This window comes from Marinitoga lauensis (assembly GCF_004135675.1).
Classification (GTDB): Bacteria; Thermotogota; Thermotogae; order Petrotogales; family Petrotogaceae; genus Marinitoga; species Marinitoga lauensis.
Window position 1 is genome coordinate 344,617 of sequence record NZ_QHLX01000002.1, and the last position, 14,906, is coordinate 359,522.

A 14,906-nucleotide genomic window follows, 5' to 3' on the forward strand; every position below is an offset into this window, starting at 1 on the left:
AATAATTCTACTTTTTAGAATTTTGTTGATAATAATAGTGTCAAACTCAGGTGTGTTTCAAACGCTAATGTTGTTACATCGTAAAATACTAAATCTACCGTTGTATTAAACAAACTTATCCTTTGATTATACATATGTTTTTCTATCGACTCTTTATTATCTGCTAATATATCCAATGTTCTGTATAACCAGTGCAACATTACATCTTTTCTTCCAGGTCTTTTTCTTTTTTAACTTCCACTTTGTTATATCCAAAATACTCTAAATTATTAAATATTCCCAATTTACTCTTCGGTTCTACTATTCTATTCATCACCATTATTTTTAACATTTCTTCTGCATTGTATTTTATTTCTTTATCCAGTCTTTCAAAATATCTTTTCATCTCATATCTTTCAAATATCTTATTTACTATTACTTTGGCTCCGTAATTTCTTCTTGCTATTTCTTCCATTAAATCATCTTCTATTTTTTCATATTCATCTATTTCAAATATTTTAAAAAGACTATCTACAAGTTTTGTTATATCTTTTTTACTATACTTATCTATATTTCCAAAATTTATTACTGTATGCTGTTTCACTTTTCCATTTTCTCTTTTGCTTTCCATTATCCTTAAATATCTTTTTCCTTTCACTTTTGATATTTTAGGATACATTTTAAAACATCTCCTTTCAGTGGTTGTCATATATATTATACCACCAAAAGGACTAATATATTACTAATTATAGTTAATTCTCTGTAACAAAAGTTAGCCACACAATTTTTCGACTTCCTGAAAAATACACGCCTCAAACCCGCATTCTACCGTTCCATTTCCCTTAAAATCGCCAAATTGCTGTCAAAGGCAGGTGAATTTTAATTATCCACCAATAAATATTAGAATTTTAATTCCGAAATATAAACCTGATTCAAATACTATATTTTAAATAGAATGTTATTTTTGGAAAAATTTATCAATTTAGAAAGATATGAGAATAGTGGTATCATGAAAATGATAATAAAATAAAATATATGATCACCGTGGATCCTTCTAAAGTTGGTTTTAGAATGTGGCCCACGGTATATATTTTTTATTTATTAAATTTTATTTTCTAAAATCAGTGGGGTCAAATTCTTGCCATTTTTCGAAAAAGAAAAATGGTGTAGTTGAGTTATGGTATAATTTAATTGTAAAAATATGGATTTGAACTTTAAAATTTTTTCAATTCTATATTTCAGACAAAAAAACTCTTTGTTTGATTTTGCAAAGAGGTTTGTCTACAATCTGAAACGTCAGAGTTTATCCCTGACGTTAGTTGATTGAAACGATAATTATTAACTTAATTTGAGGATTTTTTTATTATTTTGACAGTTTCATCAAAGGTGAGATCGAAAATATTTCCTGATATATAATCCAGGTCTTTTAAATCTAAATTTTCAATGTTTGGTAGATATGATTTAATTTTATCACCGAATTTTTTAAACAATAACGTTTTTGCTAATTTTATTGCTGCTTCTTTTTTTCCTTCTTCAATCCCTTTCTCAATCCCTTTTTCAATACCAATAGCGACACCTTTCTCATAACTTTCTTTTAACGATTCATCAATGGCTTTAACAAAGTTTTCAAACATATGAGATTCCTCCTCTCCACTCTCAATATCTATTTCAATCATTTCAATTCCATTCTTTCGACTTAAAACCTTCAGGAAATTGTTCAAGTACTCTGTAAATTTTTTCTTTTCTTTTTCTGGTAATTCTTTAAATGCTTTTTCAATCTCTTTAAACGCTTCTTTTATTCCTTTTTTGTCTGTTCTGTCTATGCTTAATAACAATCCAAGTGCATTTTTTATTCCTATTAATTTTTCTCTTTTTATTTGGGTTAAATCAATTATTTCATATTTGAATTTTGGTGTGTAATCCATAAAGGTTTGCCAGTTGTTTATCTTTTCCATATACCATATTTCAGCAGTCCATTTTCTATTTCCGTTGTAAAAAACAACAGGAATAATTGGAGGTAGTTTAAAATTCTTTCTTTTTGATAAATCCTTATGTTTGTTTATATAGTTTCTCCATATTCTAACCATATATTCGAGAATTCTAAATTGCATTAAATAATCAACAGAAGATTGATGTTCTAGTAAAAGAAAAACATAAGCGTCATTATTTAAATAATTGATTTTAAATAAAAGATCAGATTCCTTATCGCCGTATTTTAAATCAGTAAATTGAGTTTTTTCAATGGTTATTTGTTCTGGTGTAATTTTGTATTGTTTAAAAACAGGAAGAAACATTCTAATAAATTCAACAAGCATTTCTTTATCCTGAAAAATTTCTTTAAATAGCTGGTCGTATAGTCCCATATATTTCACCTTTTCTGGTAGCATAATATTTAATAATATCCAAGTTTTAATTTTTTGAGTATTTTGATGGATTTGATAGTTATGTTTATTATAATTATACCATAATAGAATGAAAAAGATAAAAAACTTCAGCAAAAAGAGAGTGGAAATAGTTGAGGAATTATTTACAAATGATGAAACAATATTTATTGATGAGCTCGATTCAAAATTACATCCAATATTGATGAGAAAAATTATATCCATGTTTCATGATGAAGAAGTAAATAGAAAGAATGCACAATTAATTTTTACTACACACAATGTAACGTTACTTACAAGGGATTTATTTAGAAGAGATGAAATATGGTTTACTGAAAAAGAAAATAAAGAATCAATTTTATTTTCGTTAGTTGAATTTAAGATAAATGGAAAGAAAGTGAGAAATGATGCATCATATGATAAAGATTATTTAAAAGGGAAATATGGAGCTATACCAATAGTAAAAGACTTTTATTTCGGAGATGGTAAAATTGAGTAATAACTGTTCATTATCTTGTTAAAGAATTAATGGAAATTGTTGAAAGGAATAGAGAGAAGTGAAAATACGAAACCGGGCGTGGTGCCCGGTTTTGTTATTGAATTAAGTCAAAAATTTCGTTGGTTGTTGTATCAACGATAGTTGCATTATCTTTTTCGTATCCTGCTGGTATTATTACACCAACGAAGAAATCCGTTTGTTTTTGCATGGGGATAGTTGGTGTATTGTTGGTAAATTTCGTTACTGGAATGTGATATAATTCAGTTATAGGATAATATATTTGTGTAAGAACCGGTAAGTTTGGAGGTGGAATTGATGAAAAAATTACCAATAGGAATACAGGATTATAAAAAAATAATAGAAGGGAATTATATATATGTAGATAAAACGAAGTATATATATGACTTAATAAGTTCAGAAGTGCCAATATTTCTATCAAGGCCAAGGAGATTTGGAAAGAGTTTAACGATATCGACATTATATTACATATTCAAAGGAGAAAAAGAATTATTCAAAGATACATACATATATGACAAATGGGAATTCAAAGAATATCCTATTATAAGAATTAATTTGTTAGATGTTGCAACTGATACAGAAAAAAGATTCAAAGAAAGTCTATTAAAAATAATACAAGAAGAAGGACAAAGAAATAATATAGAAATAACAGAAAAAGATTATAAATTTGCATTTAATGAATTAATATATAAATTATCCAAAAAAGGAAAAGTAGTAATACTGGTAGATGAATATGAAAAACCAATATTAGATAATATAAATAACAAGGAAAAAGCGGAGAGGTATAGAGAAATATTAAGAGATTTCTATGTAAGTATAAAATCAAAAGACGAATATTTAAAGTTTATATTTATAACTGGAATAACAAAATTCACCAAAACAGGAGTATTTTCAGCATTAAATAATTTAAATGATATATCATTAAACAGAAAATATTCGCAAATGTTAGGATACACACAAGAAGAATTAGAACATTACTTCAATGACCATATAGAAGAAACAGCAAAAGAAATGGGAATAAGCAAAGAAGAATTATTAAAAGAAATAAAAACATATTATAATGGATTCTCATTTGATGGAGAACATTATGTATATAATCCATTTTCAGTATTAAGATTCTTTGATGAAATGAAATTTCAAAATTATTGGTTTGAAAGTGGATCACCATCATTCATATATGAATACGTAAAAGGAAGAAAAATAGAATACGAAGATTTAGTAAAATACACAGTAAATTCATTAGATTTTACAACAAGAGAAATAGAAGATGCGAATGCAAACATATTCTTTGCACAAGCGGGATATTTAACCTTTAAAGGAAAAGAAAAGTATGGGCTTGAAGAAGAATACATATTAGATTACCCAAATCTTGAAGTAAAAAACAGTTTTTCAAAATTAATATTAGAAGCAAATTATAATCTAGAAAATGATAAGATAAAAGACTTGAATAAAACAATATGGAAATTATTATCGAAAAATAAAATAAATGAATTAATAGAAGAAATAAAAAGAATAATAAGTGCGATACCGTATAACTTACATCAAAAAAGGGAAAGTTATTATCACTCATTAATATATACAATATTAGCATCGGCAGGATTAAACGTAACAGCAGAAGAACTAACAAATCTAGGAAGAAGCGACTTAGTATTAGAACACAATGACAAAATATATTTATTTGAAATAAAATTAGATAAAAATGCAAAAGAAGCAATAGAACAAATAAAAGAAAAGAAATACTATGAAAAATACATAAGTAAAAACAATGAAAAAGAAATATATATAATAGGAATAAATATCAACTCAGAAAAAAGAAATATTGAGGATTATATGATTGAAAAAATATAAATATAGGAAATGAGATCATAAATAATTTTGTATAAAAAATACGGTAGCCTGTAAAATTTTGTGTAAATCCTCTTCCTGGATGGTAATAAAATAATAAAAAATTGATTGTTATTTTTTGATTTTTCATGTGAAAGATCGACTATATTATAATAAGCTTTAATAGTTATTTTTAGTAATTTTTGATGATGTTTTTTGGAATAAAAACCCTTTTGCAATTTCTACTGCAAAATTTAACATTATTAATTTTTTATATTTTTTAGTATTATTTGTTATTGTATTTTAGCTGTATTAACCGTTGTATATGTATTTGGTAATTCTGTCTTTGAAAAAGATGGATAGTTCGTTTAGGACTTTACTCCAGTCTCTATATCGAGCTGTCCATCTTTTTGTTGCATTTATTGTTGCTAAATATAGTATTTTCATTAATGCATCGTCATTTGGGAATGAGGTTTTATTTTTAGTTACTTTTCTCCAAATTTTCCATGGGGTGATTACGTTATGTAATCAAAAAATACCGGGCGTGGTGCCCGGTTTTGTTATTGAATTAAGTCAAAGAGTTCGTTGGTTGTTGTGTCGACAATTGTTGCGTTGTCTTTTTCGTATCCTGCTGGTACTATTACACCAACGAAGGAATCCGTTTGTTTTTGCATGGGAAAATTTACAGGTGGGATGATATTTATGAAAATATCCAAAAGTAATTTTTTAGTTGTGAATGTTACGTGTAAAGAGTTAGTGTAGTTTGAACAAATAAATTAATATTAAGTCATAATTATTGCAATGAATGCAGTTGAAAATAAAATGTATTTGTTATATAATAAAAAATGATTAGGAAAGAAGCGAGGTGATTATAATGGCAACATCATCTTTTAATAAGGACTTTACTTTAAAAAGTAAAAGAGAAGTAGAAAGTTTTATTAAAATAATGCAAACACCTTCTAAACCCATAAAAATAGATAGAAAATTAGTATCGCCGGAAAGAGAGAAAGAAGGTGTTGAAAAATTAAGAAAAACATTATTTCGTTAAAAAAACTAATTGAGATAAGTAATAAGAGGAAAGCTCAGGAACTTATCTCAAATTTTCTTTGTAAAAAAGATGAGGATATTGAGAAATTTTTAAAAGAAAAATCCATTCTTTTTGAAAAAATAGGAAAAAGTAGAACTTTTTTTATTTATGATGAAGATAGCAGTGATTTTATCATATTTTACTTTAGCTATACAGGTTTTAAAAATTCCGGAAAAATTTTCTAATAATAAAATTAAAAAATTGGATGGATTTAGTGCAAAAATAAATGGAAAGAGAATCACAGAAATTCCCGCCATTCTAATAGGACAACTTGGAAAAAATGATATGTATTCTTCAGAGATAACTGGAGACGAGATAATGCAATTTTGTTTTAGTAAAATTTTAGAAGGTCAAGAAAGATTAGGCGGAAGAATTATAATGTTAGAATGCAAAGATATAGAATATTTAAAAAACTTTTATAGAAAATATGGATTTGAAATGATAGATAAAGAATATAAAAAAGATGAGTTACTTCAATTTATAAAGCTTTTAAACGAATATGATTTAATAAGTAAATCCGAGTCGTTTTAAAATACTGTGTCAAATGAGACCATAAATAATTTTATGTAATCAAAAAATACCGGGCGTGGTGCCCGGTTTTGTTATTAGGTGAGTGAATGTATTTGCAGTAGAAATTGCAAAAGTTCTTTTTAACTCCATTATTAAATTCAGGAAGATTCTATTTTATTATCACTTTTTTTCCGGCAGCTCTAAGAACTTTATTTAAGAAGTCAACTCTTGGATTTATCATTCCACGTTCAAATCTTGATAATGCTTGTTGTGAAATTCCTATTTTTTTAGCAAATTCCTTTTGGGTTAAATGATTTTTTTGACGATATTCAATAACTGCAGCTATAGCTTTATATTTTAAATCTAGTTCATCATATCTTTTTTTTAGTTGAGTATTATCCTTTAGAGCTTGATTTTTATATTCATCAAAATCATATAATTTAATTTTAGCCATAATCATCCCTCCATTTCATTTATTATTCTTTTCATTTTTTTGAATATGGGATTCATTATAGTTGAACCAAATTTTTGAGTTTTCTTTATTTTATAATCGAATAAAATAAATATTTTATTATCTTTTATGAAGTAAAAAATCCTTAATTGAATATGAGATTTTATTCTTAGCTCTCTTAATGGAATATTTTTATATTTATATTCATTAAGTGTTTTAGAAAAAGGTGGTTTTAAATTAGAACCAAATTGTTTCAATAAGTCAAGAGTTTTAAATATTTCAGCTAATAAATCTATGTCTTCTTTTTTTGTGCTATTTTTTAATTTTTCAAAAAATTTATGAACTTTAGAGTCAAAATGTATTTTATAATTTTCCATAAATATTCCCCTTTCAGTCTAATATCATTATACATCAAATATGATGTATTGTCAATTAAGTTTTTATTATTATATTTGTGATTTATCGACAAACTATGTATACATTATTATATTTTTCATCAAATACCGGGAGTGGTGCCCGGTTTTTGTTATTGAAATGTGATATAATTCAGTTGTGGAGGTGAGATAATGAGACGATTTTGTACAAGCGGACCTGTTGATAAGAAAACATGTTATTATGTAGAAAGACCAGAATTAATGGAAGAAGCAATTGATCATATAGAAAATTGGAGATACTTTACAGTGTCAGCACCAAGACAAACAGGAAAGACCACATTTTTGAATGAGATAATTGAGAAAATAAAAAATAAATATATAACGGTATTTTTATCGTTTGAAGACTATAAAAATATAAAAACAGAAGAAGAGTTTTTAAGAACATTTAATAATGAAATGCAGGATGAATTAAACAAATATAAATATGCGATAAAAGAAGAAATAAATAATATTAGAGAAATAAAAAAATATTTGAGGAAATATATGGTAAAAGTGGAAAAGAAGTAATATTGATGATAGATGAATTTGAAAAATTCAATAATGAAGAATTAATGAATCAATTTTTGCATGTAATCAGAAAAACATATCATAAAAAAAAGGAACATAAATTAAGAAGTGTAATACTAATATAAGAAGTGTAATACTAATAAGTGTAAGATATTTAAGTGGAGTATTGGAAGATAATGCAAGTCCATTTAATATAGCAGAACATATGGAAGTGCCATATTTTACAAAAGAACAGGTATATGATCTATTAAGTCAGCATGAAAAAGAAATAGGGCAGATATTTGAAGAAAAAGTAAAAGAACTAATATGGCATAATGCAGGAGGGCAGCCAGGATTAACCAATGCACTGGCATATGATCTGGTGATGAAAAAAGCAAAAGGAGAAAAGATAATAACAGAAAAACATTTTGAAAAAACATTATATGATTTTATGCATCGATATATAGATAAAAACATATCAAATATAATATCAAAAGCAGAAAAAGAAAAAGAATTAATAATGAAAATATTATTTGAATCAGAAAGTGTTGAATTCAATATATATGATGAAAGAATAAATTACTTATACTTAAATGGAGTAATAGATAATTGTGAGGGGAAATGTTGTGTAAGAGTGCCGTTATATTACAAAGCATTATATGACAGATTTAAACCACAAGTAAATGGAGAAAAGGATAAAATGAAACCATTTGGAGAAACAATAAAAAATTATATAGATAATAATGGTATATTGGATTTAAATAAACTAATGAAAAGATATATAAAATATATAAAACAAAGAGGAGCAATAATGTTTAAAGGAAGGAATTATTATGAAGGAGTGTATCAATATAATCTGGATCAATTTTTAAGCTTATACGTAGAAGCAACAAATGGAAAAGTATATCCAGAAACAGAAGTAGGTGGAGGAAGGATAGATTTATTAATAAATCTGAATAACAAAGAATATCTAATAGAAGTAAAAGCGAATATAGATAGTGATGAATATGAAAAAGGAAAAAAACAGTTATTAGAGTATTTAAAAAGAAAAGAACAAAAAGAAGGATGGTTGATAATATATTCAAATGCAATAGAAGATTTTGAGTATATAACAGAAGAAAAAGATGGAGTAAAATTACATATATGGTTTATAAAAACGAACTTTGAAAGTCCATCGAAAGTGAAATAGTCCTGGGGTGAAACTGATGAAATTAAAAAAATTACCAATAGGAGAAAGTGATTTTAAAAGTATAATAGAAGATAATATGTATTATATAGATAAAAGTTTATTAATAAAAGAAATTTTATCCGGTGGAAGAGTAATATTAATAACCCGCCCAAGAAGATTTGGAAAAACATTGAATATGAGCATGATGAAATATTTTTTTAGAAATGACTATGATGGTAAACATTTATTTAAAGACTTGAAGATATGGAAAGAAAAAGAGATAATAGAAAAATATTTAAATAAATATCCTGTAATATATATAACCTTTAAAGATTTAAAACAGAATAATTATGAAGAAATGATGTCTTCATTAAAAGAAATAATATCAAATTTGTATAATGAGTATTCATATCTTTTAAAGTCGGAAAAAATAACAAAATGGGAAAAGAAAAAAATAATAGATATTATTGATAAAACAGCGGATATAATATCATTTGAAAGTAGTATAAAAGAATTATCAAAATATTTATACAAATACTATGGCCAAAAAGTAATACTATTAATAGATGAATACGACACATCAATACAACAATCATATTTAAATGGATATTATAACGAATTCATAAACTTCATGGGAAACATGTTGGGAAGTGCATTAAAAGACAATGAGTATTTAGAAAAAGGAGTATTGGCAGGTATAACAGGAATAATAAAAGCAAATGTATTTGGTGGATTAAATAATTTACAAAGATTAACGATATTAGACAAGCACTTCAATGACAAATTTGGATTAACATGGGAAGAAGTGGAAGAAACATTAAAATACTATGGATTAGAATATGAAAAAGAAAAAGTAATAGAATGGTATAACGGATATAACTTTGGAGGATTAGAAATATATAATCCATATTCAATAATAAACCTGGCAAGAAACAAAGGGAAAATAGCGTATTACTGGATAAACAGCAGTGGAAATGAATTAATAAAAAGATTGATAAAACAGAGTACAGCAGAAGTAAAAACAAAAATAGAAGAATTAATAGAAGGAAAAACAATAGAAAGCAGTATAGACGAAAACCTGGTATATGGAGACTTAGACAAAAGCACAGAAGAAAGCATATGGACATTATTTCTATTCACAGGATACTTAACCTGGGTAGAACACACAGGAGAAGAAGGAGAACCGAGATATAGTCTGAGAATAACAAACAAAGAAACATTACAATTCTTTAAAAAAACAGTGGTGGATATAATAAAAGAAACAAAAATAAATCTGGAAAATATAATATTGGATATAATACTTGGGAAATACAAAGAATTTGCAAATAAATTTAAAAGAATGGTAGAAGAAACATTAAGTTATTTTGATGTAAGTGGAGAAGAACCAGAAAGGTTTTATCATGGATTAATACTTGGAATGGTAGTGGGATTAAGCAAAAAATACATAGTAAAAAGTAACAGAGAAGCGGGATATGGAAGAGCAGATGTAATATTAATACCAAAAGAAAAAAAGGAGCCAGGAATAATATTTGAATTCAAAAAATACAGTATAGATTTTGATAAAGATTTAAAAGAAAGTGCAGAAATGGGAATAAAACAGATAGAAGAAAAAGGATATGAAAAAGAAATAAAAAGTTATGGAATAGAAAAAATAATAAAAGTGGCAATTGCATTTGATAAAAAGAATGTGGAAATAATAGTAAAATAATCAAGATTTGAAGCGCTATCAAAAGTGTAAATGGAGGGATAAGAGAATGAAAAAAATACTGGTAGTGATTATGATATTTATGTCTTTAGTCGTTTTTGGGTTGGGCTTTGATATTAATGTTAATGGTGGAAGTATATCTTTTTCAAAAAATATGTGGAGTATGGAAAAAGATACTAATATTGGATTATGGTTAAGTTATCCTATGGATTTTACTGATTATAATCTTCCTGGAATAGGGATTAATTATAACGATAAAAATGAGTTTTTTACATATCAAAAGGTATTTTTTAAGAAAATAAAGTTAAAAACAGGTGAAAGATATTTTGGTTTAAATATAGGATATGATTTCGAAAGGAACTCTATTGTGCTGTCAACAAAGGTGAAAAAGTATAAGAATGATTTAATCTCGAAAAGATTTTCATATTCATATATATCAGTATTTAAAAACGGCAGTGAGGAAAGAAAAATAGGGTTAGATAGATATTTAATCCCGACTGTAGCAAAGGTTTCGATTTTTTCCACTTCATATGATAATTTAAATTTTAGTAATAGTATTTCAAATTATGGTATTCAATTGCAAAGATACTTTACTATCCCTTTTGTTATAGGAAATTCTGATCTGGGATATTCCTTCTCCATTCCAATAGGTATATTTGATAACAAGTATATGTCAGGATATTTTGCATATGGTGTGTTGTATAAGGAAAAATATTTTCCGTTTTTTAATTTCCAGGTTCCTTTTAAGATTAATAAGAATGAGTATTATATGGGAATGCAATTGAAAATGGCAAATGATGCAGATTTTTTGGTTTATTTATCAAAACTAAGTATAGATAATCCATTTAGTGTTATATTAAAATTAAATGAAAATGGAAAGTTTGAAGGTGGGTTCTTTTTTGAATACTGAGATAGGATTATATATTCATATACCTTTTTGTAAAAGTAAATGTTTGTATTGTGATTATCCTTCCACTACAAATAACAGGATTCAGGATAAATATTTTGATTATTTATTAAAAGAAATTGATTTAGTTAATTATAGCGGAAAGATAAAAACGGTATTTTTAGGTGGTGGAACGCCTTCATATGTTGGTGTGAAACAGATTGATAAAATATTCAGAAGATTTGATTTATCAAATGTTTCTGAAATTACAATAGAATCTAATCCGGAAACGTTAAATGAAGAAAAATTACATGAATATTTTTCTCTGGGAATAAATAGATTAAGTTTGGGCGTTCAGACCTTTGATAATAGTATATTAAATGCAATGAATAGATTATATGATAATGAGATTATAGAAAGAAATTATTATCTTGCAAGAAGATATTTTTCTAATATAAATTTTGATTTTATCCTTGGTCTTCCCGGGATAATATGAGAGTGTTGGAAAGGAATTTAAGATTGATTGAAAAGTTAAAACCTGATCATGTTTCATATTATATTTTTGATTCAAATCATGAAACACCGTTAAAGAGATTATTGGAAAAAGGAAAGATAAAATTACCAGAAGATGAATTTGTTGAAGAAGGATTTGATATGGTAATATCAGAATTAAATAGAATGGGATATATTAGATATGAAATTTCTAATTGGGCAAAAGAAGGTTATGAGTGTAAGCATAATTTGATATATTGGAATAATGAAAACTATCATGGATTTGGATTGTCTGCTGGTGGTCATATTGGTAATGTAAGATATACAAAAACATGGGATTTTAAGGAGTATTTTGATAAGTTGGATAATAATCAAATACCATATGATTATTATAATGAGAATTCAAACCTTGATGAGTTAACAGAAGAGTTGTTTATGGGTTGAGGCTAATTAATGGAATAAAGGTAGAGAAATTGAAAGATAAGTATGGGAGATTATTTGATGAGTTTTTAAAATATTTAAAGGATTCAGAATATTTGATGATTATAGATGATAGGATAATGATGAATAAAAAGGGATTGGATTTTTCTAATCTGGTATTTGAAGAAATATTGGATATTAAAGACAAAATGAGGTGAAAGAATGCACCGAAAAAAGATACCTTATGGCGAGCAAAATTTTGAAAGGTTAATAACACAAAATTACTATTATGTAGATAGAACAAGATATATTGAACTATTGGAGAATCTTGATGAAAAATATATAGTCTTTTTAAGACCGAGAAAATTTGGTAAAACATTATTTTTAGATATGTTAAGTAAATATTATGATATAAAAGATAAAGAGAAAAATAATGGGTTATTTAATGATTTATATATAGATAAAAACCCACAAAAGAAAAAAATAATTATTATATATTAACTTTTAATTTTTCCGGAATACAGACAGAAGATGAAGATGTTTTTATAAATAGTTTTAGAAATGCAATAATAACCTCATTAAAGTCATTTAATAATAGATATGATATGAATATAGATATTAAAAACGAGTATTTACAGGCATCCGATATAATTAGAGATTTTTTTGAAAGCGCAAAAAGGAGATTGAATAGACCTATATATTTATTAATAGATGAGTATGATCATTTTGCAAATGAATTATTGAGCTTTAATTTAGAATTATTTAAAAAAAGCATAACCAGCCAGGGATTTGTAAGAAATTTTTATGAAGAAATAAAGAAGGGAACACAAACAATAGTAGAAAGAATATTTATGACGGGAGTTAGTCCTATAATGCTTGATTCTTTAACCAGTGGATTTAATATAACAATGAATATTTCGCTGGATAAAGAATTTAATGGAATGTTGGGATTTATGAAGAAGGAAGTAAAAGAGATACTTGAGTATTATGAAATATATTCAGAAGATTTATTGAAAGAAATGGAAGAAAATTATAATGGATATAGATTTAATCCTGATGCAAAAACTACAATATATAATCCTGATATGGTTTTTTATTTTATAATAAAATACAGGAAAGAAAATAAATCTCCTGAAAAAATAATAGATGATAATATAATAAGTGATTATAAAAAGGTACAGAATTTATTTAAATTGGGCGAGTTAATAGGTATAAAAATAACAGAAGATACAAAAGAAAGAAAAAAAGAAAGTGAGAGAATAATTATCGGTAATTTATTGAATGAAATACTATTGAAAGAGCGAACGCCAATAACAGAATTAACAACGATGTTTACTCCAGAACGAAGGATTGAAATAAAGGATATAAAATCATTATTATACTATCTTGGTTTTTTGACAATGGAAAAAGAAGGAATAATTACGTATTTAAAAATACCTAATTATTCAATGAAAAAAATATATTCAGATTATTTTACTGAGTATATTGAAGAAAACTTAACAGAATATATAGATCCTGAAGAAATAGAAACAGGTATAAGAGAAATGATAATAAATGGTAAGATAGACTTATTTGCCAGGGGGATAGAAAAAATATTGCAGAAGTTGGATAACAGAATATATATGGGATTTGATGAAAAATATATAAAGTTATTAATGTATAGTTATTTGGTACTTTCTCCATATTTAACAGTAAAAATGGAATATCCAGTAGAAAAAGGGTATATAGATATTGCAATATTCAGAAGGTATAATGATGTTCCATATGAAAGTATAATAGAAGTAAAATACATAAAGCAAAATGAATTTAGTGAAGAAAAATTGAAAAGAAAGATAAAAGAATCGAGAGAGCAAATTGAAAGATATAAAAAATCATATGAACTAAATTATAAGAAAATAAAAAAATACATAGTAATATTTGTTGGGAAAGAAGTGAAATATATCGAAGAAATGGAATGAGTATGAATTCAGAAAAAAGATTAAATATATACAAAGAGGTGGATTTAATGGATATGAAGGATAGGGTGGATGAATATATAAAGGATTTGATTGATAAGAAATTTGAAGAGAAAAAGTCAGGTAAAGAATGGGATCAATATTTTATGAAAATAGCTTTTCTTGTGAGTGAAAGGTCATCGTGTACTCATAGAAAGGTAGGAGCGGTTATTGTAAAGGATAAACGTATATTGGCTACAGGGTATAATCAACCACCGTCTGGATTTCCACATTGTGATGTAATTGGATGTATTAGAGATGATTTGAGTATAAAAAGTGGGGAATATCAGGAGATTTGTTACGGCCTTCATGCAGAACAAAATGCATTAATGCAGGCTGCTAAGTTTGGTATATCTACCGATGGAGCTTCAATATATGTTACGCATCAACCATGTTCTATTTGCGCAAGATTAATAATTAATGCTGGAATAAAAAGGGTTATATATGGCGGTAATTATCCTGATGCATTAACAAAACTATTTTTTAAACAAACTGGTGTAGAATTTAGGAAGATACTCTGAATCCCTTTATATGTTATGAGGAATAATTATATTGAATCATATAGATAAAAT

At 26.1% G+C, this 14,906-nt stretch carries 16 protein-coding genes and 3 pseudogenes; 14 read left to right on the forward strand and 5 right to left on the reverse strand.

Annotated features, from left to right (window positions below):
- Positions 1-32 precede the first annotated feature (32 nt).
- A pseudogene (locus tag DJ007_RS04820) lies at positions 33-658 on the reverse strand (IS1634 family transposase N-terminal domain-related protein); the annotation flags it as partial.
- Positions 659-1,322: 664 nt separating this feature from the next.
- Positions 1,323-2,366 (reverse strand): Rpn family recombination-promoting nuclease/putative transposase, encoded by a 1,044-nt coding sequence (locus DJ007_RS04825; RefSeq protein ID WP_240739270.1) that lies wholly within the window; start codon positions 2,364-2,366, stop codon positions 1,323-1,325.
- A 118-nt stretch (positions 2,367-2,484) separates the two neighbouring features.
- Between DJ007_RS04825 and DJ007_RS04830 the strand changes: the two genes are divergently transcribed.
- Together DJ007_RS04830 and DJ007_RS04840 are read left to right on the forward strand one after the other, a co-directional pair.
- Entirely contained in the window at positions 2,485-2,859 is a 375-nt protein-coding gene (locus DJ007_RS04830; RefSeq protein ID WP_206076097.1) for an AAA family ATPase, read from the forward strand.
- Between the two features lie 315 nt (positions 2,860-3,174).
- Complete coding sequence (locus DJ007_RS04840) at positions 3,175-4,725, forward strand: ATP-binding protein (RefSeq protein ID WP_129408570.1); 1,551 nt, start codon at positions 3,175-3,177, stop codon at positions 4,723-4,725.
- A 288-nt stretch (positions 4,726-5,013) separates the two neighbouring features.
- Here the strand turns inward: DJ007_RS04840 and DJ007_RS18860 are convergent.
- Positions 5,014-5,199: pseudogene (locus DJ007_RS18860) on the reverse strand (IS256 family transposase); the annotation flags it as partial.
- Between the two features lie 376 nt (positions 5,200-5,575).
- On the opposite strand from DJ007_RS18860, the gene DJ007_RS14580 reads away from it, so the two are divergent.
- Together DJ007_RS14580 and DJ007_RS04845 are read left to right on the forward strand one after the other, a co-directional pair.
- A complete protein-coding gene (locus tag DJ007_RS14580) occupies positions 5,576-5,749 on the forward strand; it encodes a hypothetical protein (RefSeq protein ID WP_165974012.1) in 174 nt (57 codons plus the stop codon).
- Positions 5,750-5,896: 147 nt separating this feature from the next.
- Complete coding sequence (locus DJ007_RS04845) at positions 5,897-6,319, forward strand: hypothetical protein (protein ID WP_206076098.1); 423 nt, start codon at positions 5,897-5,899, stop codon at positions 6,317-6,319.
- Between the two features lie 148 nt (positions 6,320-6,467).
- Here the strand turns inward: DJ007_RS04845 and DJ007_RS04850 are convergent, their stop codons facing one another.
- Together DJ007_RS04850 and DJ007_RS04855 are read right to left on the reverse strand one after the other, a co-directional pair.
- Positions 6,468-6,752, reverse strand: coding sequence for a helix-turn-helix domain-containing protein (locus DJ007_RS04850; RefSeq protein ID WP_165974013.1), 285 nt, complete (start codon positions 6,750-6,752; stop codon positions 6,468-6,470).
- A 2-nt stretch (positions 6,753-6,754) separates the two neighbouring features.
- Positions 6,755-7,126 (reverse strand): type II toxin-antitoxin system RelE/ParE family toxin, encoded by a 372-nt coding sequence (locus DJ007_RS04855; RefSeq protein WP_129408572.1) that lies wholly within the window; start codon positions 7,124-7,126, stop codon positions 6,755-6,757.
- Between the two features lie 189 nt (positions 7,127-7,315).
- On the opposite strand from DJ007_RS04855, the gene DJ007_RS17150 reads away from it, so the two are divergent.
- The 10 genes and pseudogenes from DJ007_RS17150 (at position 7,316) to DJ007_RS04890 (ending at position 14,855) form a co-directional block, all read left to right on the forward strand.
- Positions 7,316-7,690, forward strand: a complete 375-nt coding sequence (locus DJ007_RS17150) for an AAA-like domain-containing protein (RefSeq protein WP_240739271.1) — start codon at positions 7,316-7,318, stop codon at positions 7,688-7,690.
- 166 nt (positions 7,691-7,856) lie between these two features.
- A complete protein-coding gene (locus tag DJ007_RS17155) occupies positions 7,857-8,858 on the forward strand; it encodes an AAA-like domain-containing protein (protein ID WP_240739272.1) in 1,002 nt (333 codons plus the stop codon).
- Positions 8,859-8,874: 16 nt separating this feature from the next.
- On the forward strand, positions 8,875-10,545 hold the full coding sequence (locus DJ007_RS04865) for an AAA family ATPase (protein ID WP_240739273.1): 1,671 nt from the start codon (positions 8,875-8,877) through the stop codon (positions 10,543-10,545).
- A 46-nt stretch (positions 10,546-10,591) separates the two neighbouring features.
- The gene (locus DJ007_RS04870; protein WP_129408573.1) at positions 10,592-11,452 is read left to right on the forward strand and encodes a hypothetical protein; all 861 of its coding nucleotides are present in this window, start codon (positions 10,592-10,594) and stop codon (positions 11,450-11,452) included.
- Positions 11,442-11,924: a radical SAM protein gene (locus DJ007_RS04875; protein ID WP_165974014.1), complete on the forward strand. Its 483-nt coding sequence runs from the start codon at positions 11,442-11,444 to the stop codon at positions 11,922-11,924. The genes DJ007_RS04870 and DJ007_RS04875 overlap by 11 nt, the downstream gene beginning before the upstream one ends.
- Positions 11,925-11,947: 23 nt before the next feature.
- The gene (locus DJ007_RS04880; protein ID WP_165974015.1) at positions 11,948-12,364 is read left to right on the forward strand and encodes a hypothetical protein; all 417 of its coding nucleotides are present in this window, start codon (positions 11,948-11,950) and stop codon (positions 12,362-12,364) included.
- A gap of 29 nt (positions 12,365-12,393) precedes the next feature.
- Positions 12,394-12,558 carry a hypothetical protein gene (locus tag DJ007_RS14585; protein WP_165974016.1) on the forward strand — a complete coding sequence of 55 codons (165 nt, stop codon included), beginning with the start codon at positions 12,394-12,396 and terminating at the stop codon, positions 12,556-12,558.
- A 4-nt stretch (positions 12,559-12,562) separates the two neighbouring features.
- Positions 12,563-13,170 (forward strand): annotated as a pseudogene (locus DJ007_RS17160) (AAA family ATPase); the annotation flags it as partial.
- Between the two features lie 825 nt (positions 13,171-13,995).
- The gene (locus tag DJ007_RS17165) at positions 13,996-14,298 is read left to right on the forward strand and encodes a PD-(D/E)XK nuclease domain-containing protein (protein ID WP_240739293.1); all 303 of its coding nucleotides are present in this window, start codon (positions 13,996-13,998) and stop codon (positions 14,296-14,298) included.
- A gap of 53 nt (positions 14,299-14,351) precedes the next feature.
- Positions 14,352-14,855: a deoxycytidylate deaminase gene (locus DJ007_RS04890; RefSeq protein ID WP_129408619.1), complete on the forward strand. Its 504-nt coding sequence runs from the start codon at positions 14,352-14,354 to the stop codon at positions 14,853-14,855.
- Positions 14,856-14,906 lie beyond the last annotated feature (51 nt).